The following is a 22,614-nucleotide window of genomic DNA, read 5'->3' as shown; positions in this document are numbered from 1 at the left end:
AGCTCATCGGATGGCCGTTTGCGAGAAAGCTACCTGCCAACCCTTCTGATCTTCCTCTTTTCTGCGATTTTTCTTTCCGGTTGTAATACGGCTGCCATCTACAACGACGATCGTTATAACCCACCGGTTTATTGGGGAAGTCATGTGGTGAAAGGCGGCGAAACTTTGTATGGCATTGCTTGGCGCTATGGCCGGGATTATCGTGAGCTCGGGGATGCCAATGGCCTGAAGCCGCCTTGGAATATAAAAGCGGGACAGGTGCTCAGGCTGGACCGGAAGGGAAAAATAAGGCACACGGCCGACTCATCTGCTCAGAGCAGGCGAAAGCCGGTGGCGAAACCACCGGCATCCAGAACGTCGTCGAGGACCGCTGCTTCAGAAAAGGCGGTATCGAAAGCCCCTCCGGTTCGGAGTTCTGGCTCAAAAAACAGACAGACTGTTGCCAATATCAAGTGGCGTTGGCCGCATGCTGGCACCGTAATTGCTTCGTATTCTACGTCGGGAAAAGTCAATAAAGGCATTGATATTGTTGGCCGACCCGGGGATGCTGTTAGAGCAGCAGCAGATGGAAGCGTGGTGTATGCAGGAGACGGGTTGCTCGGTTACGGTAACCTGATTATCGTGAACCACAACGAACACTACCTGAGTGCCTACGCACACAACCGCAAGATTTTAGTGCAAGAAGGAGAGGGAGTAAAAGCAGGGCAGGTTATCGCCGAACTGGGCAGTAGTGGAACGGACAAGCCGATGTTGCATTTTGAAATTCGGAAAAATGGCAACCCGGTTGACCCCTCACGATATCTGCCAAGGCGTTAGAAGAAGGTTCCCCGAGGGAGCCGGGATGCACCAAAAAGTAAAACAAGAAAAAGGGCAACGGAAATTGCCAACTGAAACGTTAATGTCCTGAATAGAAGCAAAACCGATGGGCCCGAGATAACAAAAAGAAGTTTTGGGCGATCACAGGATTATTGAGAGGCGGGATGCATCATGTCACTAGAACAAGAAGACGTCATTGATCGCGTAGCAGAAGTAGACGAATTGGATGAGTCGATGTTGACCGAGGGTAAGCCCGGCAAAGCGCCAGCTACCAAATCGGCAGCCGATAAAGAAGATGACCTTACATACCGCGGGAAGTACCTTGCTTCCCAGAAACAGCTAGACGCAACTCAGCTGTACCTTAATGAAATTGGTTTTTCCCCTCTACTGACCCCAGAAGAAGAAGTGTACTTTGCACGCCTGGCCCGAAAGGGGGAGGAGTCTGGTCGCAAACGCATGATTGAAAGCAATTTGCGGCTGGTGGTTAAAATTGCCCGACGCTATGTTAATCGCGGGCTCACACTTCTTGATTTAATCGAAGAAGGTAACCTGGGCCTTATTAGGGCCGTTGAAAAATTCGACCCGGAGCGTGGGTTCCGTTTTTCAACGTATGCCACCTGGTGGATTCGCCAGACGATCGAGCGGGCGATCATGAACCAGACTCGAACGATTCGCTTGCCTATCCACGTGGTTAAAGAATTGAACCTGTATCTGCGCGCCGCGCGAGAGCTCACGCAAAAGCTGGATCACGAACCAACGGCTGAAGACATCGCCCAGCTAGTGGATAAGCCGGTCAAAGACGTTAAGCGCCTTTTGGGGCTTAACGAGCGGGTGGCTTCCATGGATACGCCTCTTGGTGCCGGAAGTGACAAATCGCTTTTGGATACCGTGGCCGATGAAGGTGCGTCCGACCCGGCTGATGTGTTGCAAGACAACAACATGAGTTCGTGTCTCGAGAATTGGATAGACCAGCTGAGTGACAAGCAACAGGAAGTGTTGTCACGCCGTTTCGGTCTGCGTGGTTATCCGATCAGTACTTTGGAAGAAGTGGGGCAGGAGATTGGTCTGACACGAGAGCGTGTCCGTCAGATTCAAGTTGAGGCCCTGCGCCGTTTAAGAGAAATCCTTGAAAAAGAAGGTCTTTCTAGTAACCTGTTGTTCGAATAGGTTGCGCTCGATCTGCGGCGACAAGAAGCCGGCCATGGAAACATGGCCGGTTTTTCATTTATGGGCACCAGCAAATGAGAACCAGGTGCCGCTGATCGGTTCAGCTTCGTTGCTAGAATGTGGTCTCGGTTGTAGGCCGGGTGTGGGCCTCGAGACAAAACGCATTCGACAATAACGATTGAAGGAAAGGACGATGAAGAAGACTCTTACAACAGGATTTGCCTCTTTGCTTTTGGCCGGGGCATTAGTAACGCCCGTGCACGCTCTTGAAGTAGCCGGAGTTGATATTCCGGATACCTACACCGCAGCGGGTCAGGAGCTTCAGTTGAATGGTGCAGGCACTCGCTCGAAATGGTTTATGGACCTCTACGTAGGTGGCCTATACGTTCAAAATAAGGTTAGCGATGGTAGCGCGGTAATCAATGCTGATGAGCCGCAAGCCATTGCTTTGCATATCACCTCGGGCATGATCACGAGCGATCGCATGACTGAGGCAACGATGGACGGTTTCAAGGCAGCAACCGACGGCGATCTGTCTTCTATTCAAGCCGATGTTGACCAGTTCTTGGCCGTGTTCAAGGACGAAATCAAAGAGGGCGATGTTTTTGAATTGGTGTATGTACCTGATAGCGGTGTTCAGGTGTTTAAGAATGGCGAACAGAAAGACACCGTGGGTGACTTTGAGTTCAAGAAAGCGTTGTTTGGCATTTGGTTGTCAGATGAGCCCGCCCAGAAAGACCTGAAAGCAAAAATGCTTGGCAAGAGCTAAGTAGGACTCAGGTATCTCAGGCACAAAAAAACCGGCTGCTGCCGGTTTTTTTGTGCCTGAGATAAGGTATTACACCGTTTATTGGTAATCTCGCTTTTGTTTAAATTCGCAAAGATCTTCAATCAGACAGGCACCACATTTTGGTTTTCGGGCGACGCAGGTGTATCGGCCGTGCAGAATGAGCCAATGGTGCGCATCCATCAAAAACTCTTTCGGAACCAGCCGCATCAGTCGTTTTTCAACTTCCAGTACGTTTTTACCAGGCGCTATACCTGTGCGATTGGAGACACGGAAAATGTGGGTGTCTACAGCCATCGCAGGTTGCCGGAACGCGGTGTTCAGTACCACATTGGCGGTCTTCCGGCCGACACCGGGTAAAGCCTCAAGGTCTTCGCGATTGTCGGGTACTTCGCTGTTGTGTTTCTCGATCAGGATCTTACAGGTCTTGATCACGTTTTCGGCTTTGCTGTTAAACAGGCCGATGGTTTTAATGTATTCCTTCAGTCCGTCTACGCCGAGCGCGTAAATAGCCTCTGGCGTGTTCGCCACCGGATAAAGTTTATCGGTGGCTTTGTTCACGCCAACGTCTGTGGCCTGTGCCGAGAGAATAACCGCAATCAACAACTCGAAGGGGGAGCTATAGTTTAGCTCCGTTGTCGGGTTCGGGTTTTCGTCCCTGAGTCGGGTGAAAATTTCGATGCGCTTATCTTTGTTCATGATCTTCCTGAAATGGAGCCCTGCACAAGAATTAGGAAATACTGCCCGTTACGCGAACCCGTTTACTGCCTGCTTCGGCTTGCTTGGGTGCAGCAGCGAGTCGCCTTTCTTGCATGCGCTGATCAATGCCATTCTTAAGAGCAATCAGAAGCCCTAAGCCAACGAATGCGCCTGGCGGCAGTACCATAAACAGCATGTCAGGGTATTGCTCGAAAGGGCGAATGGTCCAGTTTGCCGCCTCGGGGCCAAGTAGCAAGTGCATGTCTGCAAACAGTGTGCCTTGGCCGAGTAACTCCCGCATACCGCCAAGGACAATCAGCACCAGCAAAAAGCCCAAACCCATCATCGCACCGTCAAGAAGTGACGGTAGAGGAGCGTTTTTGGAGGCAAAAGCATCGGCACGTCCCAGGATGGCGCAGTTGGTGACAATCAGGGGAATGAATATGCCGAGAATTTGATACAGCTCGTAGGTGAATGCCTGCATCAGCAATTCCGCGCAGGTTACGAACGAGGCGATGATCATTACGAAAGCCGGGAGGCGAACAGACTCGCCAACAAAGTTACGGATCAGGGACACCGACAGGTTGGATCCAATCAGTACGAGTAAGGTCGCAAGGCCCAAACCAATGGCGTTAACGACCGTGCTGGTGACGGCCAACAGAGGGCATAGGCCGAGCACCTGAACCAAGGCAGGGTTGTTGGTCCAGAGGCCGTCTTTGATGATCTCGGAGGAAGTTTTAGTGGCCATAGTCACGAATGCTCCGCAGAGTTGAGCTCACCCGCAATGACTTCGGGCCGCTGCGTTTTAGGGTTGCCAGGTGGTGCTTCGTTCAAGCGCTCGCGGATTTCTTGCCGGTTTTTCTGGAAGTAGATGAGCGATCTCTGAACGGCTTTCACGATAGCCCGCGGGGTAATGGTGGCACCGGTGAACTGGTCGAAGACACCGCCATTCTTTTTGACATTCCAGAGTTTGGGGCGTGGATTGCCCAGGGAACGTCCTTCAAAATTGTAAACCCAGTCTGATTTACGGGTTTCGATTCGATCCCCCAGACCCGGTGTTTCCCGGTGGTTGGTCACCCGAACGCCTAAAACTTCGCCGTTCATATCGATGCCTACCAGCAAGCGTATCTCACCCGAGTAACCATCCGGAGCTGAAGTAGGCATGATGATCCCTACTGGCTGACCGTCGCGCCGGGCGACCCAGACAAATACAGGTTCCTGATTAGGTTGCTGGGCATTGGAGGGCAGCGTCACCACATCTTTCAGCAGGTCGTTATCGTGCTGGTTTTCCGGGATGATTTCGAACAGCGCTTTGGCTTCTGCGCGCTCGGCTTGTTCAATAATCCGGTCTTTAGTAATGCCTTGGGTCAGCGCGATGGTTCCGCCCGTAATGACAGCAAACAGGCCCAAGCCAATAGCGCTACGGCGAATGGAGGTCATCATTGCGTTCATGACTTGGCTCCGTTCTTACTGGGCAAACCGCGACGGGCCTTGTGGTGGCCGTAGGTGCGCGGCGGTGTGTAATGATCGATAAACGGCACCGCAAAGTTCATTAGAAGCACGCTGAAAGCGACCGCATCCGGGTAGTTGCCCCAGGTTCGGATCAGATAGATCAGAACCCCGATGCTGGCACCGTAAATCAGCTTGCCTTGATGACTGGTGGCGGCAGAGACAGGGTCGGTGGCAATGAAAAACGCGCCGAGCATGGTGCCACCCGCCAATAGATGCAGTTGCAGCGGGGCGTACTGGTCCGCATTGCTGCCAAACGCCAAACTCATAATGCCAATGCCTGCAAGGAAGGCTACCGGAATGTGCCAGGTAATGATTTTCAACCCGATAAGCATCAACCCGCCAAGGAGGAATGCCAGATTAACCCATTCCCAGCCGCGGGCGATTTGTTCACCGAAGGTAGGGTGTTTCAGCACTTCGGCGGCGGTGTGAGTGGCAATTTTGTGCTTGTACTCATCCAATGGTGTCGCCATGGTCCAGCCATCGATAGCGGTTTGGCTGGCGGAAAAAATCGTTGAGAGCGTCTCACTGAATCCGGGCGCGCCAGCCCAAAGGCTGGCAGGCTGGGCCCAGTTTGTGGTCATGGCCACCGGAAAGGACACCAGCACCAGAGCGTAACCTACCATGGCCGGGTTGAAGGGATTCGAACCAAGCCCGCCATATAGCTGTTTTGCCACGACAATAGCGGTAATAACGGCAACGGCCGAAACCCACCAAGGCGCGAGCTGAGGCAGGGACAAACCCAGTAACAGGCCGGTTACAGCGGCGGTATTGTCACGCAGGAAAAAACCAACGGGCTTGTTGCGGAGCTTCAGAATCAAGGCTTCGGTGGCCATGGCCAATGCCACGCACCAAATCACGTTGATCAGATTGCCCCAGCCAAAGAACAAAGTCTGGGCGAGCAAGCCCGGGAGCGCCGCCAGAATGACCCAAAGCATCACGCGGGAGGTTGGGCGAGCTTTGTGGGCGTGCGGTGAAGACTGTTGAATTAATGCCATGAACGATCAGCCTGAAATAAGTTACTCGGACGATGGAGTTTCGGGTTCAGCCGGGATTTGTTTACGAGCTTCGGCGAGTGCGTCTTTTGCCCGTTTGACCCGGTCATGGTTTTTGGCAACCGCGCGCTCCAGCTTGTCTACGTTATCGGCTTGTTGAGCTTTTGCTTCGTCCAGCATCCCTTGCATCGTATTCAGCTTGGCTTCGGCTTGGATCACCTGTTTCTCCAAAGCTTCGATGTCGGGTTGTTCCTGAGTCGCGACGGGCTCTGCCTTCGTTTGGGCTGCTTTGGCCTTTTTGCGCTCCAGCGCCTGTTGCACCAAAGCCGCTTTCGCTGCACGGTCGTCAACGGCCTCGCCCTCAGCGGCGGTCTGTTCGGCTTCGGCCTTCTTTTTGGCCTGGGCTTCGGCGGCAGCTTTTGCTCGTTCTTTGCGGCGCTGTTCTTTCTCTTGCTGCTCCCGCTCAAGGCGTGCCTGGCGAGCTTCGAACCGCTCTCTCGCCCGGTCGGATTTGAGCTGTTCTTCCCGCTGTGTCCGAATTTCGCCTTTGGCAAAACGGTAGTACTGCACCAAGGGAATCGAACTTGGGCAAACGTAAGAGCAAGCGCCGCATTCGATACAATCGAACAGGTTAAGGTGCTCGGCTTTCTCGAACTCTTCCGCCTTCGAGTACCAGAACAGCTGTTGAGGCAGCAGTTCCATCGGGCATGCTTGTGCGCATTCGCCGCAGCGAATACAGGGCTGCTCGGGCGGAGGAGTCTGCAGCTCTTGTGCTGTAGCCGCGATCACACAGTTCGATGTTTTTACGATCGGAACCGCGTCGGTGGTGAGTGTGTAACCCATCATTGGGCCACCTTGCACCAACCGGTTAAGCAAATTCGACTGCAAGCCAGCTTCGGATAGCAGCGCGCTGACCGGAGTGCCGAGCAAGGTGTCGAAATTGCCGGCTTCCCGAACTGCGTCACCGGTGATGGTGACGATGCGGGAAATCAGCGGTTTGCCTTCATAGATCGCTCGCGAAACCGCCACGGCGGTACCGACGTTCTGGCACATCACGCCAATATCAGCTGGTATGCCGCCGCTTGGAACTTCCAAGCCCGTCAGGATCTGGACCAGTTGTTTTTCACCGCCAGAAGGGTATTTGGTCGGGATAACCGTGACTTCAATTTGGGTGCCTTGTATCGCTTCGCGCAGGGCAGCAATCGCTTCGGGCTTATTGTCTTCGATGCCAATAACACAGCGAGACGGGCGGAGAATCCAAGCCATAATTTGCATGCCCGACACCACTTCGGCGGCGTGCTCGCGCATGGTCATGTCATCGGCTGTGATGTACGGCTCGCATTCCGCACCATTGAGAATCAGCGTTTCGACTTTACGGTCGCGGGGTGGTCTTAATTTGATGGTCGTCGGGAAGCCCGCGCCACCCATGCCCGCTATACCCGCCTCACGGATGAGATGCAGCACCTCTTCGCGGTCGAGTTTCTGGTAGTTCTCAACGGGGTGCAATTCTGCCCATTCATCTTTGCCGTCCGGCTGCAGAATGACGCAAAGATCCGACATGCCGGAAGCGTGGGGGACGGGATGGAGTTCAATAGCCTGGATGGTTCCGGAGGTTGGTGCATGAACCGGTACACCCATACCTGCCGTCACATCGGCAAGCTTTTGGCCTTTAAGAACCCGGTCGCCCACGTTGACCATAGCTTCCGTCTGCGCGCCGATGTGCTGTTGCAGAGGTAGAATCAGGCGTTCAGGAATACCCGCTGTCCGGATGGGGCGGCGGGTGGATTGAATTTTGTTTTCGGGCGGATGAATGCCGCCTGAAAAATCCCACAACTGGCTCATCAGACGGTGGCTCCCTGGCGGTCAGTGGCAATGATGTCTGGTGCGGGCGGTGTCCAGGTACGGATATCCGGTTCAACGGTGACCATGTCAATGCAATCAACCGGGCAAGGCTCCACGCACAGGTCGCAGCCTGTGCATTCGCTTTCGATCACCGTGTGCATGTGTTTCGCAGCACCCAGGATGGCATCAACCGGACACGCCTGAATGCACTTAGTACATCCGATACATTCGTCTTCCCGGATAACGGCGACTCGCACAGCTTGCTCGGCACCGTGTTCGGCATCAAGCGGCTGAGGCTCAACGTCGAGCAGATCAGCCAGAGCTTTTATCGTGCTTTCGCCGCCCGGGGGGCATTTGTTGATGGCATCACCGTCGGCGATAGCGTCGGCATAGGGGCGACAGCCCGGATAGCCACACTGGCCGCATTGAGTTTGAGGTAACAGGGAGTCGATCTGATCGACCAGAGGGTTGCCTTCGACTTTGAATCGCTCAGAAGCAAAGCCAAGCAGCCCGCCAAACACCAGCGCTAATGCTAGCAGCACGGCAACGGCAATCAGGAAGCTAATCCACATGATGCGCGCTCCTTAAACCGCAACCAGGCCAGTAAAGCCCAGGAATGCCAGTGCCATGAGGCCAGCGGTGATCAGGCCGATCGAAGCTCCGCGAAACACAACGGGGACATCCGACACAGCGATGCGTTCACGCATTGCTGCAAACAGCACCAGTACCATAGAAAAACCGGCGGCCGCGCCGAAACCGTATAGAACAGATTCTATAAAGTTGTTGTTCTTATTGATGTTAAGCAGAGCAACACCCAATACCGCACAGTTGGTGGTGATCAACGGCAAGAAGATGCCGAGTACCCGATACAGCAAAGGGCTGGTTTTGCGCACAACCATTTCCGTGAACTGAACGACAACAGCAATCACCAGAATGAAGGTGATGGTGCGCAAAAAGGCGAGGTCCAGTGGCTCCAGCAAGTAGGTGTAAGCCAAATAGCTGCACACAGACGCCAGCGTCAGCACAAAGGTAGTTGCCAGCGACATGCCCATGGCGGTTTCCAGTTTTCCGGAAACCCCCATGAAAGGGCATAGCCCGAGGAACTGAACCAGCACGAAGTTGTTTACCAGGATCGTGCTGACCAAAATAAGCAAATACTCTGTCATCGGGAGCGTCTCTGCCTGTTGCTGCTTACATCACCCGCATGCCCGGCGTCGCGCCGGAATCGGGGGACAGAATAAAAATGTCTTTACCGCCGGGCCCAGCCGCCAGAACCATGCCTTCGGACATGCCGAATTTCATCTTGCGTGGCTCAAGGTTGGCAACCATCACGGTCAGGCGGCCTTCGAGTTCTTCCGGTTTGTAGGCAGACTTAATACCTGCAAACACGTTTCGCTCGCCATGTCCCACATCAAGAGTCAGTCGAAGAAGCTTGTCGGCACCTTCCACATGCTCGGCCTTGACGATTTTCACCACTCGCAGATCGACCTTCGCGAAATCGCCGAATTCGATTTCATCCGCGATAGGTTCCAGATCAGACGCGGGTGCCTGCTGCTGACCGGTAGCGGCCGGCATTTCTTCCTTGGAGGCCTCCAGCATCTTCTCAACGTGAGCCATATCGACGCGGCTCATCAGAGGTTTGAACTTATCGATGCTGTGATTTTCCAACAGGTTCGCACGCTCATTCCAGGTCAGGCGATCGTTCAGGAACGATGCAGAAGCCTGAGCGGTTTTTGGCAATACCGGCGACAGATATGTCATCAATAAACGGAACATATTGATGGCATTGGTGCAGATCGCCTGCAGTTTGTCGTCTTGACCTTCCTGCTTGGCAATGATCCACGGCTGTTCGTCGTTCACGTACTGGTTAGCGATGTCTGCCAGCTCCATGATCCGGCGCATGGCGCGACCAAACTCACGGGATTCATAGAACTCGGCAATTTGCTCGCCAGCGTCGATGAATTCTTGCAGTTTTTCCTGCTCAGTAACTTGGCCGAGCTGACCATCGAAACGTTTAGTGATGAACCCGGCGCTGCGGCTGGCGATATTCACCACCTTGCCCACAAGGTCGGAATTCACACGCGCTGCGAAGTCTTCAAGGTTCAAGTCCATATCATCAACACCACCGGTAAGCTTGGCGGCGAAGTAATAGCGCAGATATTCCGGGTTCAGATGATCCAGATAGGTGCGAGCCATGATGAAGGTGCCGCGAGATTTCGACATCTTCTTACCGTTAACGGTCACAAAGCCGTGCGCCCAAACCGCAGTTGGCGTGCGGAAACCGGCATCGTGAAGCATGGACGGCCAGAACAGTGCGTGGAAATTAATGATGTCCTTGCCGATGAAGTGGTAAACCTCAGCGGTGGAATCTTTTTTCCAGAAGTGTTCGAAGTCGATGCCTTCACGGTTGCACAGGTTCTTGAAGCTGGCTAGATAGCCAATTGGCGCGTCCAGCCACACATAGAAGAACTTGCCCGGCGCGTCCGGAATTTCAAAACCGAAGTAAGGCGCATCGCGGCTGATGTCCCATTCCTGAAGGCCTGCATCCAGCCATTCGGCCAGCTTGTTGGCCACTTGCGGCTGCAGTGCGCCACTGCGAGTCCACTTGCTCAGGAAATCATGGAATTCCGGCAGTTTGAAGAAGTAATGCTCGGACTCTTTCTCGACCGGCGTGGCGCCGGAAACGGCTGAGCGCGGGTTAATCAGCTCTGCTGGCGTGTAAGTGGCGCCGCAGGCTTCACAGTTATCGCCGTACTGGTCGTCCGTTTTGCATTTCGGGCAGGTACCCTTGATGAAGCGGTCGGCCAGAAACATCTCTTTCTCGGGATCAAAGAACTGCTTGATCTTGCGAGTGGCAATGTTGCCGTTGGCTTGAATCTGACGGTAGATATACTCGGAGAAATATTGGTTTTCTTCCGAATGGGTCGAGTAATAGTTGTCGAACTGGATGTGGAAATCAGAAAAATCTTCCTGATGCTCCTGGCGAATCCGGTCAATCAACTGCTCAGGCGTAATGCCCTCACGTTCGGCCCGCAGCATGATGGCGGTACCGTGGGCATCGTCGGCGCAAACGTAATAGCAGTTGTGGCCACGCATTTTCTGGTAGCGCACCCAGATATCAGTCTGAATGTATTCCAGCAGGTGCCCGAGATGAATGGGCCCGTTGGCGTAGGGCAGAGCGCTGGTAACCAGAATATCGCGCTGTTGATTGCTCGCTTGCGTCATGGTGATGTCCGAACCTTATGTTGATACGGGGTGGAAAGCCAAACAGGGTTTTGAAGACAATCAGAATTGATTGTTCCAGACGAAGACCCCATATGGTCAGAAACGGCCACAGATGATACCTTCCAAGCCATCAATTTTCACCTGCATTCAGGGTGATAAGCTTATTCCGGAGACCCCGATGACCCAGATCCCCCAAAAGGCACTCGAAGACGCCGTACGCGAATACCGTGACCCATACCTGAACAAAGACCTTTTTGAGCTGGGCGCCGTGAAAAACCTAACGGCAGACGAGCAGGGAAATGTCACCTTGATGGTGGAGCTGCCATACCCCTCAAAGGGCATTGCTGGCGGCTTGAAACAAATCGTCGCCAATGCCATTGAATTCGTTGACGGCGTCGAGAGCGCCGAAGTGCACGTGGCCCAAAAAATCCACGCCTGCAAAATCAACAAAGACATTGCCTCCGTCCCCGGCGTGAAAAACATCATCGCCGTGGCCTCCGGCAAAGGCGGCGTCGGAAAATCCACCACCGCGGTCAACCTGGCCTTGGCCCTGCACGCCGAAGGCGCGCGAGTCGGAATCCTGGATGCCGACATATACGGCCCCAGCATCGGCATGATGCTCGGCGTACCCGAAGGCAAACGCCCGGACGTACGCGAAAACAAATACTTCGTACCCATGCAGGCCCACGGTCTGCAAGCCAACTCCATGGCCTTCGTCACCACCGACAAGACCCCCATGGCCTGGCGCGGCCCCATGGTCAGTGGCGCCGTCATGCAGCTACTCCAACAAACCCTATGGGATGAGCTCGATTATCTGGTAGTAGACATGCCACCGGGCACCGGCGACATCCAGCTCACCCTCGGCCAAAAAGTCCCGGTCACCGGCACCGTCATCGTCACCACCCCGCAAGACATCGCCTTGCTGGACGGCAAAAAAGGCATCGAAATGTTCCGCAAAGTGGACATCCCAGTGATCGGCGTGATCGAAAACATGAGCGTCCACATCTGCAGCAACTGCGGCCACGAAGAACACTTGTTCGGCTGCGAAGGCGGCGCACGCATCGCGGAAGAATACGACACCACACTGCTGGGCCAGCTGCCCCTGCATATGACCATCCGCGAACAAACCGACAGCGGTTCGCCAACCGTCGTTGCCGAACCGGATTCCGAAGTGGCACGCCGCTACCGCGATATTGCTCGCAGGGTAGGTGCGGAGCTGTCCACGAGGGAACGGAATCTAGGTGGAACGATTTCCAGTGTCTCAGTCGTTGAGCCATAACGAATAAACGGTTCTGCAGGGCGGCTTTTACAAACGTTTGATCGCGGCATCGGGCACGCCTTCCAAAAATGTCGTAGGCCATGGATGGCCGAAGAGAAGCGCACATGGATGTGCTAGTAGCGGTTTTTGGAAGGCGTGCCCGATGCCGCAGTCGCCTGAGTTCGATCTTTTGACAAGGCCGCTCTCGCAGCTGAGATCAGCAAATCCAAAAGCGTGACTGATAAACGCCCAAGCCTTCGACACAACCCCAAGGACAAGGTAAACTACGCCCCAATTTTTCCCAGCTGGAAACGAGAATTCCCCATGAGCATAAAGTCCGATAAGTGGATCCGCCGGATGTCCGAAGAGCACGGCATGATCGAACCCTTCGAAGCCGGGCAAGTTCGTGAAAACGAAAACGGCCGCGTCATCTCCTACGGCACCTCAAGCTACGGATACGACGTACGTTGCAGCAACGAATTCAAAATCTTCACCAACGTACATAGCGCCACCGTAGACCCGAAAAACTTCGACGAAAACAGCTTCGTCAACATCACCAGCGACGTGTGCATCATCCCGCCGAACAGCTTCGCACTGGCGCGCACTGTTGAATACTTCCGCATACCGAGAAGCGTGCTCACCATCTGCCTCGGCAAAAGCACCTATGCACGTTGCGGCATCATCGTAAACGTAACCCCGCTGGAACCCGAATGGGAAGGCCAGGTGACCTTGGAATTCTCCAACACCACCAACCTGCCAGCGAAAATCTACGCCAACGAAGGTGTGGCACAGATGCTGTTCTTCGAATCTGACGAAATGTGCGAAACCAGCTACAAAGACCGTGGCGGAAAATACCTTGGCCAGACAGGCGTGACCCTGCCGCGGACATGAACGCCAACCAGTTTTTGAAAGCCGTTTCACAACTGCAAGGCTGGCGCGAATGCGCCTACCTGCTTGCCCTGGCCGAGCGCGCCTTCCCCAACTACGCCCTGTTCGCAGATGCAGTAGGCATGAAAAGCGGTGGCAAAATGCGCCAACTGCTCGATCTTGCCTGGGGAACCCTGCAGCTTGATACCTCCGAAGCCGCGATCCCGCAACTGCTCAGCAAGCTCGAAACGCTCAGCCCGAACGTCGATGAATTCGACGCCTATGGCGTATACCCCGCCTTCGACTTCTGTCAGCTGCTTGAGCAGGCTTTGCTGAATCGGCTGAACCCGAACAAGCACCGAGCTACAGAAGCGTCTCAGCTGGCCACCAAAACCGTCATGGATTTCGTGGAAATGTCGGAAGGCGAGGGGATGGACGACGACGAGCTGATCCGATTGTTCGAGCAGCATCCCTTGCTTAAAGAAGACAAAATCTTCCAGCGCGACACCGTGCTCGCTCTAAAGCGCCAGCGCGTGCCGAGTGAAGACTTCATCGAAGAACTGCGCAATGATGCCTCTAACGAAGGTGTCAGCAATCTGGGTATCCCCCTCGATACCTGATTGCCGCAGTCCGCAGTAGCATTCTTATAAACCTCCTAAATGCTTTTAAACGGATAAGAGACATGAAACTCTCTGCTTTTGGTCGTAAGTTCACCGCCGATGCCGGCATCACCTCTCTGATGGATGACCTGGGGAATGCCATGGCGTCCGGTGAGGACATGATCATGATGGGGGGTGGCAACCCCGGGCACATTCCTGAAGTTCAGCAGAGAGTGCAAGAGATTCTGGCTGAAATGGCCACCGACGAAAATCAGGTGCGCCGTTTGGTCGGCATTTATGATCCCCCTCAGGGCGAAAAGCAGTTCATAGCCTCGCTAGCCGATCTGTTGAATGAGGAATACGGGTGGGGGCTTAAGCCTGAGAACATTGCGCTGACCAATGGCAGTCAGGCGGCCTTCTTCATGTTGTTCAACATGTTTGGCGGCGAATACGGAAACGGACAGCGCAAACACATATTGTTGCCTTTGGCACCGGAATACATTGGCTATGCCGATGCGGGTATTGATCAAGACCTATTCCATGCTGTGCAGCCTGACATTTCATTTACTGATGCGCACGAGTTCAAATATCGAGTGGATTTCGATGCCGTTGAAGTAACCGGTGAAACTGGTGCTATCTGTGTGTCGCGTCCTACCAACCCCACCGGTAACGTCATTACCGATGAGGAATTGGCGAGGCTTGAGGGAATGGCCCGCGAGCACGACATTCCGTTGATTGTGGATGGTGCCTACGGCACGCCTTTCCCGAGCTTGCTGTTCGTGGACGCCAAGCCCACCTGGAACGAGCAAATCATCCTTTGCCTCAGCTTGTCCAAGCTGGGTTTGCCGGCCGCACGTACCGGCATCGTGATTGCCTCGGAGCCGGTTATCAAAGCGTTGTCGGGTATCAATGCCATCATGAACCTGGCAACGGGTAGTTTCGGGGCTATGCTGGCGGAACCGTTGGTTAAATCCGGTGAAATACTCTCGCTGAGTCGCGAAGTGATTTGCCCGTTCTACAAAGCAAAAATGGAACGAGCGGTTGAGGCATTTCGGGTGGCGATGGGCGAAGACAGTTGCCGCTGGTACATCCACAAGCCGGAAGGGGCAATGTTCCTTTGGTTGTGGTTCCCGGATTTGCCGATTTCAAGCCTGGAGCTATACCAGCGGTTGAAAGAGCGTGGGGTGCTGGTGGTGTCCGGGCACTATTTCTTCCCCGGCTTGCCGGATGATGACTGGAAGCATCGCCACGAGTGTCTGAGGGTGACGTACTCGCAGGATGATGAGCAGGTGGCTAATGGCCTGCGTATCATCGCTGACGAGGTAAAGGCAGTGTGGGCAGAGCAGCCTGCTTCGGGTCAGTCCTGAACCCGCGCATCTTTTAATCGTAACTCGTACTCGCTGCCATCTGGCTCGACCTGAAGCAGGCGGGCCAGGAGGTAGTTTTGCTCCGGATCAAACCACATCAAGGTTTGGCGTTTTGAGTCTTCTTCACGCACCTTTTCGGCTTTCAGGGTTTTCATCGTACGGCCGCGGTCGCTCAGGCTTTCTTCGGAAATAACGGCAAAACGATCGGTGTCGTAATCCCCTTTGTCCAGCACACGGTAGGTGATGTCTCGCTTCCCTGCCTTCAAGTCCTGATGCAGTTGCAGTTGGTAGCCCAGAGGGTCCAGCGTGCCTTCCTCTAGTTCTACTTTAAACGATTTGCCGCGGTATTTTCCGGTAGCTATGCCTTCTTGCCAGTTGAAGTCGATCGACTGTTTTCGGTCTTTGATCAAAAAGCCGGACAGACTATAGCGATAGCGTAAAGGGATAACGTGGCCGTCTTCCCATTTAAAAATGAGGGATTCGTTGATATCGGCGATAAAGGAGTCAACGTCGGTGCGGTATAGCCACACGTTATTGCCCTGATCGGTGAGTGTGCGAATGCCTTGGCCGTTCAGGCTCACCCCTTTAGACATGGACGCTGTGTAGCTGGCTTCGTATGGCGATAGCTCGGATTTGGCGGAGCTATCTGTTGAGGCGCTCACCGCGAGACTGGAAAATACAAGCCCCGCGAGTAGCGAAATAATCTTACTTGGCGTTATGTAGCGTTGCATCCAATGGCCTCTTCCCAGTCTGTGCTTATGACAGTCTAGCCGTTCCTTGGCTAAGTGAGGATGACAATCTGTTCAGCTGTCGGCGAGGCGCATGGGTTTCGGGAGTAATGTTCCGTCGAATTGCACGCCATTAGCGGAGAGCTGAATGCGCCCTTCGCAGAACCAGCGCAGAACAATTGGATAGAGCATGTGCTCCTGTTGCTGAACACGCTCGGCCAGAGTTTCGGGGGTGTCATCGGGGTTCACCGCAATTTCGGATTGCGCGATAACGGGGCCGCCGTCCAGCTCTTCTGTCACGAAGTGAATGGAAACACCGTGAACTTTGTCGCCGGCTTCCAGCACGCGTTTGTGCGTGTTCAGGCCGGTGTAAGCCGGCAGAAGGGAAGGGTGAATGTTCAGCATTCGGCCCCGGAAAGCGCGAACGAAATCGGGAGTCAGGATGCGCATGAATCCGGCGAGTACGATAACGTCCGGATTGTGCCGGTGCAGCTCAGCCATCAGGGAGGCATCGAAAGCCTCCCGTGAATCCGACTTCGTATGATCAATGACGAAGGTGGGGATGTTGGCTTGAGCTGCGCGCTCCAGTGCAAATGCACCGGGACGATTGCACCCGACAGCAATGATTTCCCCCGGGAAATCCCGTTCCCGGGTGGCTTCGATCAGAGCTTGCAGATTGGTTCCGCTGCCTGAGGCCAGAACAACAATTTTCGGTAGCGGCGCTGGGTCTGCCATCATGCTTTAAGCAGCCCTGGCGCGTAACGAACGGCTGAGGTTGCATTCTCTGCGCTCTCGATGACACCGACCTGCCATACGGTTTCACCCATCGCATTCAGTGTGTCGATCGCCAGATCTTTTTGATCTTCAGGAACGCAAACGATCATGCCAATGCCACAGTTAAAAGTGCGGTACATTTCTTCTGCCGCTACGCCGCCGGCGTCTTTCAGCCACTGGAATACTGGGGGCAATTCCCAGCTTTCCGTATCGATTGCGGCAACCGTGTTGTCTGGCAGAACGCGGGGAATGTTTTCAGGCAGTCCGCCGCCGGTGATGTGTGACATGGCGCGAACGTCTACGTCACGAATCAGCTTGAGAAGATTCTTCACATAGATGCGAGTCGGAGCCATAAGAGCGTCAGCCAGAGTGGTGTCGCCCATGGGCTGGCTCAAGTCGGCATTGCTTACTTCGATGATTTTGCGAATCAGCGAGTAGCCGTTCGAGTGCGGTCCTGACGAGCCAAGGGCCAGCAGTACGTCGCCGGACTGAACGCGGCTGCCGTCAAGAATATTTTCACGCTCGACAACGCCCACGCAGAAGCCGGCGAGGTCGTAGTCATCGCCTTCGTACATGCCAGGCATTTCAGCGGTTTCGCCGCCTACCAGTGCGCAGCCAGAAAGCTCGCAGCCTTTGCCGATGCCTTCAACAACATTGGCTGCGATGTCTACGTTGAGTTTGCCCGTGGCGTAATAATCCAGGAAGAACAGAGGCTCGGCGCCACCAACGATCAGGTCGTTCACGCACATGGCAACCAGATCGATGCCGATGGTGTCGTGTTTTTCGAGCTGCATGGCGAGGCGAAGCTTGGTGCCTACGCCGTCGGTGCCTGAAACCAGTACGGGCTCTTTATAGCCGGCTGGAATGGACACCATGGCACCAAAACCACCTAGGCCGCCGAGGACTTCGGGGCGGCGGGTTTTGGCCGCGGTGCTCTTAATTCGGTTAACCAGCTCGTTGCCGGCATCAATATCAACACCCGCATCGCGGTAGGTGAGGGAGGGCTTCTGTTCGCTCATGGAAAATAACCATTGGACTGTGGGTCTGGCCGCGGATTTTAACAGGTGCGCACGGGGGGTCCAACTGCTATTCCTCGATACGGCCACTATTCGTTAGTTAATCTACGGTTATCACGTAGAGCGGTGGCTGGCTTGCTACTCAGCTGACAGGCGATGGTGTATCCTGTGCGCCATTCATGGGAACGGCAGGGTGCTACATCTACATGACGAATTCAGTCAACGGGTATTCAGCAAGAATGAAGCGGGCAGTGCTCGTAGCAATCACAATGGTGTGCGCCTTGTTTGTAGCAGCGCCGGCGACAGCAGTCACAATAACCGGGCTTTATAATGCCGATGTGCCAATTTCAGGTACCAGCAGCTCGAGTGTAAAGGCCGGATACGAGGCCGGGCTGCGTGAAGTTCTGGTTCGTGTCTCGGGTAGCCGGGATGTTCTGGCGCTTGACGGTGTCGATGAGCTTTTGGCCAACGCAGAATCGTTGGTATTGTCGTACCAGGTAGGGCAGAGCGAGAGCCAAAGCCGAATGCAGATGAGTTTTGGTGCGGTAGGCGTTAACCGTGCGCTTGCGGCTTTGAATGCACCGGTGTGGGGTGCGAATCGTCCGCTGACACTGGCTTGGATTGCCGTTGAAGATCGAGGTCAGCGCCAGTTGATCACCGGAAAGAGCGAATCGTCTCAAGCGGGCGGCGCTGGTGAATGGCACGACCATTTTATCGCAGCCGCATCTGAGCGCGGGTTGCCGATGGTTTTTCCGGGCGAGCAGTTCTCTGGCGACCGTGCGCTTTTATCCGATCTGTGGGGCCAGTTTGTAGACCGGATTGAAAAGGCATCGGAAGGGCAAGCATACGATATGATCACCTTGATGCGCATCAGCCGGTCAGGCGGACAGTGGCGTGCGGGCTGGGTATTTCAAGGTATGGGATTGGATGCCAGTGAGCGTTCAGCGAGTGCGGGCACGCCTGCAGAGCTGGCAACCAAAGTAGTCGATCAGTGGGCAGAGCTTTATGCCAGCCGTTATGCGGTTTCCGCTGGCAATGTGGCCGATTCTCCGGCGGTTGACGTGGTGTTGGATGGTGTGACGTCGTTGGCAGATTACGGCAACGTGGTGAAGGCGCTTGAAAGTATGACGCCAGTGCGCGCTGTTGGCGCATCGCGCATCCGGGGTGAACGTTTGACGCTGGAGGTAGCATTTTCGGGTGAGTTGAATCAGTTGCGAGAATACATCGCTCTGGACCCGCGTTTTATTGTCCAGACCGCTGATGATAAGGCGACAATCGTAGAAACAGCGGAAGAGGTGCAGTCAACCGCTCCCGCTGATCAGGAAGGGCAAGAAGGTGGCGCGCAATCTTCAGATGCTTCCGGCCCTGCCTATCAGTCTTTGCCGGAAGGTGATGAACAAGACGCGGCTGATGCCTTCGAGTCTCTCTACGAAGTGCTTTACTACCGTTGGCAGAGCGCTCCGGGGCGTGGTGGCAGCAACTCATAAACTGACGGAGACTAATACGTGAGATCGCAGCAGTGGCGTTGGATACCCAATGCACTGACGTTTTTGCGGATCGTACTGATCATTCCGTTCGCCGGTGCCTTGCTTGACGGTGGGTACCGCCATGCGCTGGTAATCTTTGTGGTAGCTGCGCTGACGGATGCGATCGATGGCTTTCTGGCCCGTTCGTTTAACTGGAAAAGCCGGCTTGGTGCGATTGCAGATCCTCTTGCCGACAAAGCGCTGCTGATCACAACCTATTTGATGTTGACGATTACCAACGTGCTGCCCGTTTGGTTATTCGCCTTGGTGCTGGGGCGTGATTTGATTATTGTGTGCGGAGGGCTTGCGTTCCATTACGGCGTAGGGCGTTTCGAAATGGAGCCGAGTATACCGGGCAAGATGAATACCTTTATCCAAATTCTGGCCGCCTTGTTGATCATCATTCTTATGGCTGGATTGTCGATGGAACCCTGGATCCTAACCGCCAGTATCTGGGTTGTTGCTGTTTCCGCAATATTTAGCGGTGGCCATTACGTGTTGGTTTGGGGTGTGCGGGCATGGAGGGCAAAGCGGTCGTGATACCGTCTCAGATGATCCTCGGGGTCAAACTCAGGGATGACGCTCGTTTCGATAATTTCCACGGTGACAGGAATCGCGAAGCTGCTCGCCGTCTGGAAGCAATCTGTGATGCGCCGCAGGGGCTTCCTGTGGTGGTGATTTGCGGTGCTTCCGATACCGGCAAGAGCCATCTGTTGCAGGCGGCCTGCAATAAAACCGACCAGTTTGGCCGAGCCGGTGTGTGTATCAGTATTGGCGAACTGCTGCCTTTTGGTCCGGATGCGCTGGATGGCCTCGATGTACACCCGTTGCTATGTCTGGATGATCTCGACAAGATCGCCGGCAAGGCCGATTGGGAAGAGGCGATTTTCCACCTCTACAACCGGGTGATGGACCGCGGAGGACTGCTGCTCGTGAGCATGTCGGAAGTGCCCGCGTCTACACCGTTTGGTTTGCCAGATCTGGTGTCACGTTTGTCCCACGGTTTGTTGCTTCAATTGGGCCGGTACCGGGATGAAGACCGCATGCACGTACTGATGGCCAGAGCCGAGCAGCGTGGTTTAGTGGTGAGCGACGACGTGGCCACCTTTATCATGCGGCGTGCGCCACGGAAGCTCGGTGATCTGCTGGCTATTCTGGACACTCTGGACGAAAACTCGTTGCAAGCTCAGCGGCGCTTGACCATCCCTTTCGTAAAAACGGTGATGGATTGGTAGCGGCACAATAACAATGAACTCAAAACTACAATGACGATTGGAGAGACGACATGAGACGGGTTGTATTCAACCAAAAAGGTGGTGTGGGCAAGTCCAGCATTACCTGTAATCTTGCGGCCATCAGCGCTGCCCGGGGAAAGCGGACTCTGGTTGTTGATCTGGACCCCCAAGGGAACTCCACGCATTACCTGTTGGGTAAGGCCTCGTCCGAACTAAAGGATACTGTGGCAGACCTGCTGGAACAGACCGTTGCATTCAGCATGTTCACCCGTCGCCCGGATGAATTTGTTCATGCCACGCCTTTTGACAACCTGTTCGTGCTGCCGTCCAGCCCGGAGCTGGATTTCCTGGAGCGTAAGCTCGAAGCCAAGCACAAGATCTACAAGCTGAGAGAGTTTCTGAAAAAGCTGGGCGATAGTTTTGATGAGATATTTATCGATACGGCACCGGCCCTCAATTTTTACACTCGATCCGCCTTGATTGCAGCGCAGCGTTGCTTGATCCCGTTCGACTGTGATGATTTCTCCCGCCAGGCGCTGTACAACATCCTGCATGAGATTCGTGAGCTTCAGGAAGATCATAACGAAGAGTTGGTGGTTGAAGGTATTGTTGCGAACCAGTTCCAGCCCAGAGCCAGTCTGCCAAAGCAGTTGGTTCGGGAGTTAATTGAAGAAGGTTTGCCCGTGCTGCCAGTGCGTTTGACCAGCTCCGTGAAAATGAAAGAATCTCATCAGGCTAGAAAACCGCTGATCCATATGGCACCCAAGCATGCGCTGACGCAGCAGTTCGAAGATTTGTACAGGGTGCTTTACGGTGAAGCGGTCGAATTGGAACCGCTGGCAGATTGATGGGGCGATTGACGATGAAGGAAAACAGGGCACACGCAAGTCATGTTGCCGACAGTTTACTTCAGATCGAAGTGGAGCTTAGAAGCATAGGCGTATGGCAAGAGCAGCCTCTGCCGCCGGAAGCCTTCGAAAGTACCCAGCCGTTTTGTCTGGATACTATGAACTTCACGCAGTGGCTGCAGTTTGTATTCGTCGAACGTATGAAGTTGCTGCTTGAAGCCGGGCAGCCGTTGCCGTCGGTGTCGGGCATTGCCCCGATGGCGGAGGAGTATTTCCGCGGGCGCAGTGAAAGTGGCGCCAAGCTGATTCAGGCTTTGGCGCACATGGACAACTTACTCTCAGGGGAGTGAGCAAGGGCGTCTGGATTAGTCCAGACGCATAGACAGGTCGATGGCCTTCACGTCTTTGGTGAGCGCGCCAATCGAAATGTAGTCGACGCCGGTTTCTGCAATGGGAACCAGCGTTTGCTCGTTGATGCCTCCCGATGCTTCCAGTTTTGCGCGCCCGGCAACATATTCCACCGCTTGCTTCATATCCGCCATCGAGAACTCATCCAGCATAATGATGTCAGCGCCGGCATCCAGAGCTTGCTTTAGCTCATCCAGTGATTCCGTTTCTACTTCTACCGGCTTGCCCGGAGCAATGCGATGCGCCTCTGCAACAGCTGCCGCGATGGAGCCGCAGGCGGCAATGTGGTTTTCCTTGATCAGGAATGCATCCCACAGGCCGATGCGATGGTTATTGCAATCTCCGCAGGTTACTGCGTATTTCTGTGCAAGCCGCAACCCGGGCAATGTTTTTCGGGTATCCAGCAGTTGAACCTTGGTGTGGGATACTTTGGCCGCAAACTGGGCACACTGAGTTGCCACACCTGAGAGCATTTGGAGCCAGTTAAGAGCGGATCGTTCGGCGGTCAGAAGTGAGCGGGCCTTTCCTGACATTCGAAAGATAACGTCGTTCGCCTGCAGTTGGTCGCCATCGTCGTGTAACCATTCCAGCTTAACCTCAGGGTCTACCTGCCGGAACACTTCGTTCACCCACTCTTTGCCTGCCAGACGAGCGGGCTCCCGAGTAATAACCCGGCCAACAGCGTGCTTATCAGCAGGGATCAGCATGGCGGTGATGTCGCCGTCGCCGATGTCTTCCCGGAGGCTTAGGGCAACGGATTCAATGCGGGCCTGTCGAAGCAGTTCAGGGGTGATCATGGTGAAGTTCCGGAAAAGTGAATGTTGATTGATGGGCAGCAATTCTACTGTGCGAGAGAGCTTAATCAAAATGCCCTGCGCAACTCGGCGTAATGTGATGAAGTTCCGGCGTAAACAAAAGGTGACAAATTCTGACAGAAGGTGACAGGCA

24 protein-coding genes are annotated in these 22,614 nt (G+C 54.5%); 12 read left to right on the top strand and 12 right to left on the bottom strand.

Going from position 1 to position 22,614, the window contains the following annotated elements; all coding sequences use genetic code 11:
- Positions 1-18 precede the first annotated feature (18 nt).
- From DOQ08_RS14630 to DOQ08_RS14620, 3 genes are all read left to right on the top strand, one after another.
- Positions 19-816, top strand: a complete 798-nt coding sequence (locus DOQ08_RS14630; RefSeq protein ID WP_206074875.1) for a peptidoglycan DD-metalloendopeptidase family protein — start codon at positions 19-21, stop codon at positions 814-816.
- A gap of 171 nt (positions 817-987) precedes the next feature.
- A complete protein-coding gene (rpoS, locus tag DOQ08_RS14625) occupies positions 988-1,983 on the top strand; it encodes an RNA polymerase sigma factor RpoS (protein ID WP_114335723.1) in 996 nt (331 codons plus the stop codon).
- A gap of 193 nt (positions 1,984-2,176) precedes the next feature.
- A complete protein-coding gene (locus DOQ08_RS14620; RefSeq protein WP_114335722.1) occupies positions 2,177-2,752 on the top strand; it encodes a chalcone isomerase family protein in 576 nt (191 codons plus the stop codon).
- 78 nt (positions 2,753-2,830) lie between these two features.
- Here the strand turns inward: DOQ08_RS14620 and nth are convergent, their stop codons facing one another.
- Genes nth through metG form a run of 8 tightly spaced genes read right to left on the bottom strand, consistent with a single transcriptional unit; the run spans position 2,831 to position 11,040 of the window.
- The gene (gene nth, locus DOQ08_RS14615; protein ID WP_114335721.1) at positions 2,831-3,469 is read right to left on the bottom strand and encodes an endonuclease III; all 639 of its coding nucleotides are present in this window, start codon (positions 3,467-3,469) and stop codon (positions 2,831-2,833) included.
- Positions 3,470-3,500: 31 nt separating this feature from the next.
- A complete protein-coding gene (locus DOQ08_RS14610) occupies positions 3,501-4,217 on the bottom strand; it encodes an electron transport complex subunit E (protein ID WP_114335720.1) in 717 nt (238 codons plus the stop codon).
- Positions 4,218-4,219: 2 nt separating this feature from the next.
- Complete coding sequence (gene rsxG, locus DOQ08_RS14605) at positions 4,220-4,921, bottom strand: electron transport complex subunit RsxG (RefSeq protein WP_114335719.1); 702 nt, start codon at positions 4,919-4,921, stop codon at positions 4,220-4,222.
- On the bottom strand, positions 4,918-5,976 hold the full coding sequence (rsxD, locus tag DOQ08_RS14600; RefSeq protein ID WP_114335718.1) for an electron transport complex subunit RsxD: 1,059 nt from the start codon (positions 5,974-5,976) through the stop codon (positions 4,918-4,920). The genes rsxG and rsxD overlap by 4 nt, the downstream gene beginning before the upstream one ends.
- Before the next feature lie 21 nt (positions 5,977-5,997).
- Entirely contained in the window at positions 5,998-7,815 is a 1,818-nt protein-coding gene (gene rsxC / locus DOQ08_RS14595; RefSeq protein ID WP_114335717.1) for an electron transport complex subunit RsxC, read from the bottom strand.
- Positions 7,815-8,387 carry an electron transport complex subunit RsxB gene (rsxB, locus tag DOQ08_RS14590; protein ID WP_114335716.1) on the bottom strand — a complete coding sequence of 191 codons (573 nt, stop codon included), beginning with the start codon at positions 8,385-8,387 and terminating at the stop codon, positions 7,815-7,817. Before rsxB ends, rsxC begins: the two co-directional genes overlap by 1 nt.
- A 12-nt stretch (positions 8,388-8,399) precedes the next feature.
- Positions 8,400-8,981, bottom strand: coding sequence for an electron transport complex subunit RsxA (rsxA, locus tag DOQ08_RS14585; RefSeq protein WP_114335715.1), 582 nt, complete (start codon positions 8,979-8,981; stop codon positions 8,400-8,402).
- A 25-nt stretch (positions 8,982-9,006) separates the two neighbouring features.
- Positions 9,007-11,040 (bottom strand): methionine--tRNA ligase, encoded by a 2,034-nt coding sequence (gene metG, locus DOQ08_RS14580; protein WP_114335714.1) that lies wholly within the window; start codon positions 11,038-11,040, stop codon positions 9,007-9,009.
- Positions 11,041-11,218: 178 nt separating this feature from the next.
- Here metG and apbC point away from each other — a divergent pair, with 178 nt between their 5' ends.
- The 4 genes from apbC (at position 11,219) to DOQ08_RS14560 (ending at position 15,131) form a co-directional block, all read left to right on the top strand.
- On the top strand, positions 11,219-12,319 hold the full coding sequence (apbC, locus tag DOQ08_RS14575) for an iron-sulfur cluster carrier protein ApbC (protein WP_114335713.1): 1,101 nt from the start codon (positions 11,219-11,221) through the stop codon (positions 12,317-12,319).
- A 303-nt stretch (positions 12,320-12,622) separates the two neighbouring features.
- On the top strand, positions 12,623-13,189 hold the full coding sequence (gene dcd / locus DOQ08_RS14570; RefSeq protein ID WP_114335712.1) for a dCTP deaminase: 567 nt from the start codon (positions 12,623-12,625) through the stop codon (positions 13,187-13,189).
- Complete coding sequence (locus tag DOQ08_RS14565) at positions 13,186-13,785, top strand: YjaG family protein (RefSeq protein ID WP_114335711.1); 600 nt, start codon at positions 13,186-13,188, stop codon at positions 13,783-13,785. The genes dcd and DOQ08_RS14565 overlap by 4 nt, the downstream gene beginning before the upstream one ends.
- A 62-nt stretch (positions 13,786-13,847) precedes the next feature.
- Complete coding sequence (locus DOQ08_RS14560; RefSeq protein WP_114335710.1) at positions 13,848-15,131, top strand: valine--pyruvate transaminase; 1,284 nt, start codon at positions 13,848-13,850, stop codon at positions 15,129-15,131.
- Here the strand turns inward: DOQ08_RS14560 and DOQ08_RS14555 are convergent.
- The 3 genes from DOQ08_RS14555 to purM all read right to left on the bottom strand — a co-directional run bounded on the left by DOQ08_RS14555 (position 15,122) and on the right by purM (position 17,652).
- Entirely contained in the window at positions 15,122-15,862 is a 741-nt protein-coding gene (locus tag DOQ08_RS14555; protein ID WP_114335709.1) for a DUF3108 domain-containing protein, read from the bottom strand. The genes DOQ08_RS14560 and DOQ08_RS14555 overlap by 10 nt on opposite strands.
- A 72-nt stretch (positions 15,863-15,934) precedes the next feature.
- A complete protein-coding gene (gene purN / locus DOQ08_RS14550) occupies positions 15,935-16,597 on the bottom strand; it encodes a phosphoribosylglycinamide formyltransferase (protein ID WP_114335708.1) in 663 nt (220 codons plus the stop codon).
- A complete protein-coding gene (gene purM, locus DOQ08_RS14545) occupies positions 16,594-17,652 on the bottom strand; it encodes a phosphoribosylformylglycinamidine cyclo-ligase (RefSeq protein ID WP_114335707.1) in 1,059 nt (352 codons plus the stop codon). The genes purN and purM overlap by 4 nt, the downstream gene beginning before the upstream one ends.
- A 248-nt stretch (positions 17,653-17,900) precedes the next feature.
- On the opposite strand from purM, the gene DOQ08_RS14540 reads away from it, so the two are divergent.
- Genes DOQ08_RS14540 through DOQ08_RS14520 form a run of 5 tightly spaced genes read left to right on the top strand, consistent with a single transcriptional unit; the run spans position 17,901 to position 21,608 of the window.
- Positions 17,901-19,136, top strand: a complete 1,236-nt coding sequence (locus tag DOQ08_RS14540; RefSeq protein ID WP_227537699.1) for a DUF2066 domain-containing protein — start codon at positions 17,901-17,903, stop codon at positions 19,134-19,136.
- 18 nt (positions 19,137-19,154) lie between these two features.
- A complete protein-coding gene (locus DOQ08_RS14535) occupies positions 19,155-19,715 on the top strand; it encodes a CDP-alcohol phosphatidyltransferase family protein (protein ID WP_114335705.1) in 561 nt (186 codons plus the stop codon).
- Positions 19,694-20,410: a DnaA regulatory inactivator Hda gene (gene hda / locus DOQ08_RS14530; protein ID WP_165823674.1), complete on the top strand. Its 717-nt coding sequence runs from the start codon at positions 19,694-19,696 to the stop codon at positions 20,408-20,410. Before DOQ08_RS14535 ends, hda begins: the two co-directional genes overlap by 22 nt.
- 50 nt (positions 20,411-20,460) lie before the next feature.
- Complete coding sequence (locus DOQ08_RS14525; protein WP_114335704.1) at positions 20,461-21,258, top strand: ParA family protein; 798 nt, start codon at positions 20,461-20,463, stop codon at positions 21,256-21,258.
- A gap of 14 nt (positions 21,259-21,272) precedes the next feature.
- The gene (locus DOQ08_RS14520) at positions 21,273-21,608 is read left to right on the top strand and encodes a YqcC family protein (RefSeq protein ID WP_114335765.1); all 336 of its coding nucleotides are present in this window, start codon (positions 21,273-21,275) and stop codon (positions 21,606-21,608) included.
- A 15-nt stretch (positions 21,609-21,623) separates the two neighbouring features.
- Here DOQ08_RS14520 and nadC read toward each other — a convergent pair whose 3' ends face one another.
- Positions 21,624-22,463, bottom strand: coding sequence for a carboxylating nicotinate-nucleotide diphosphorylase (gene nadC, locus DOQ08_RS14515; RefSeq protein ID WP_114335703.1), 840 nt, complete (start codon positions 22,461-22,463; stop codon positions 21,624-21,626).
- Positions 22,464-22,614 lie beyond the last annotated feature (151 nt).

The sequence above is a fragment of the Marinobacter litoralis genome (assembly GCF_003336705.1).
Taxonomy (GTDB): Bacteria; Pseudomonadota; Gammaproteobacteria; order Pseudomonadales; family Oleiphilaceae; genus Marinobacter; species Marinobacter litoralis.
The sequence above is the reverse complement of the archived record's forward strand: the minus strand, read 5'-3'. Positions and strand labels throughout refer to the sequence as shown.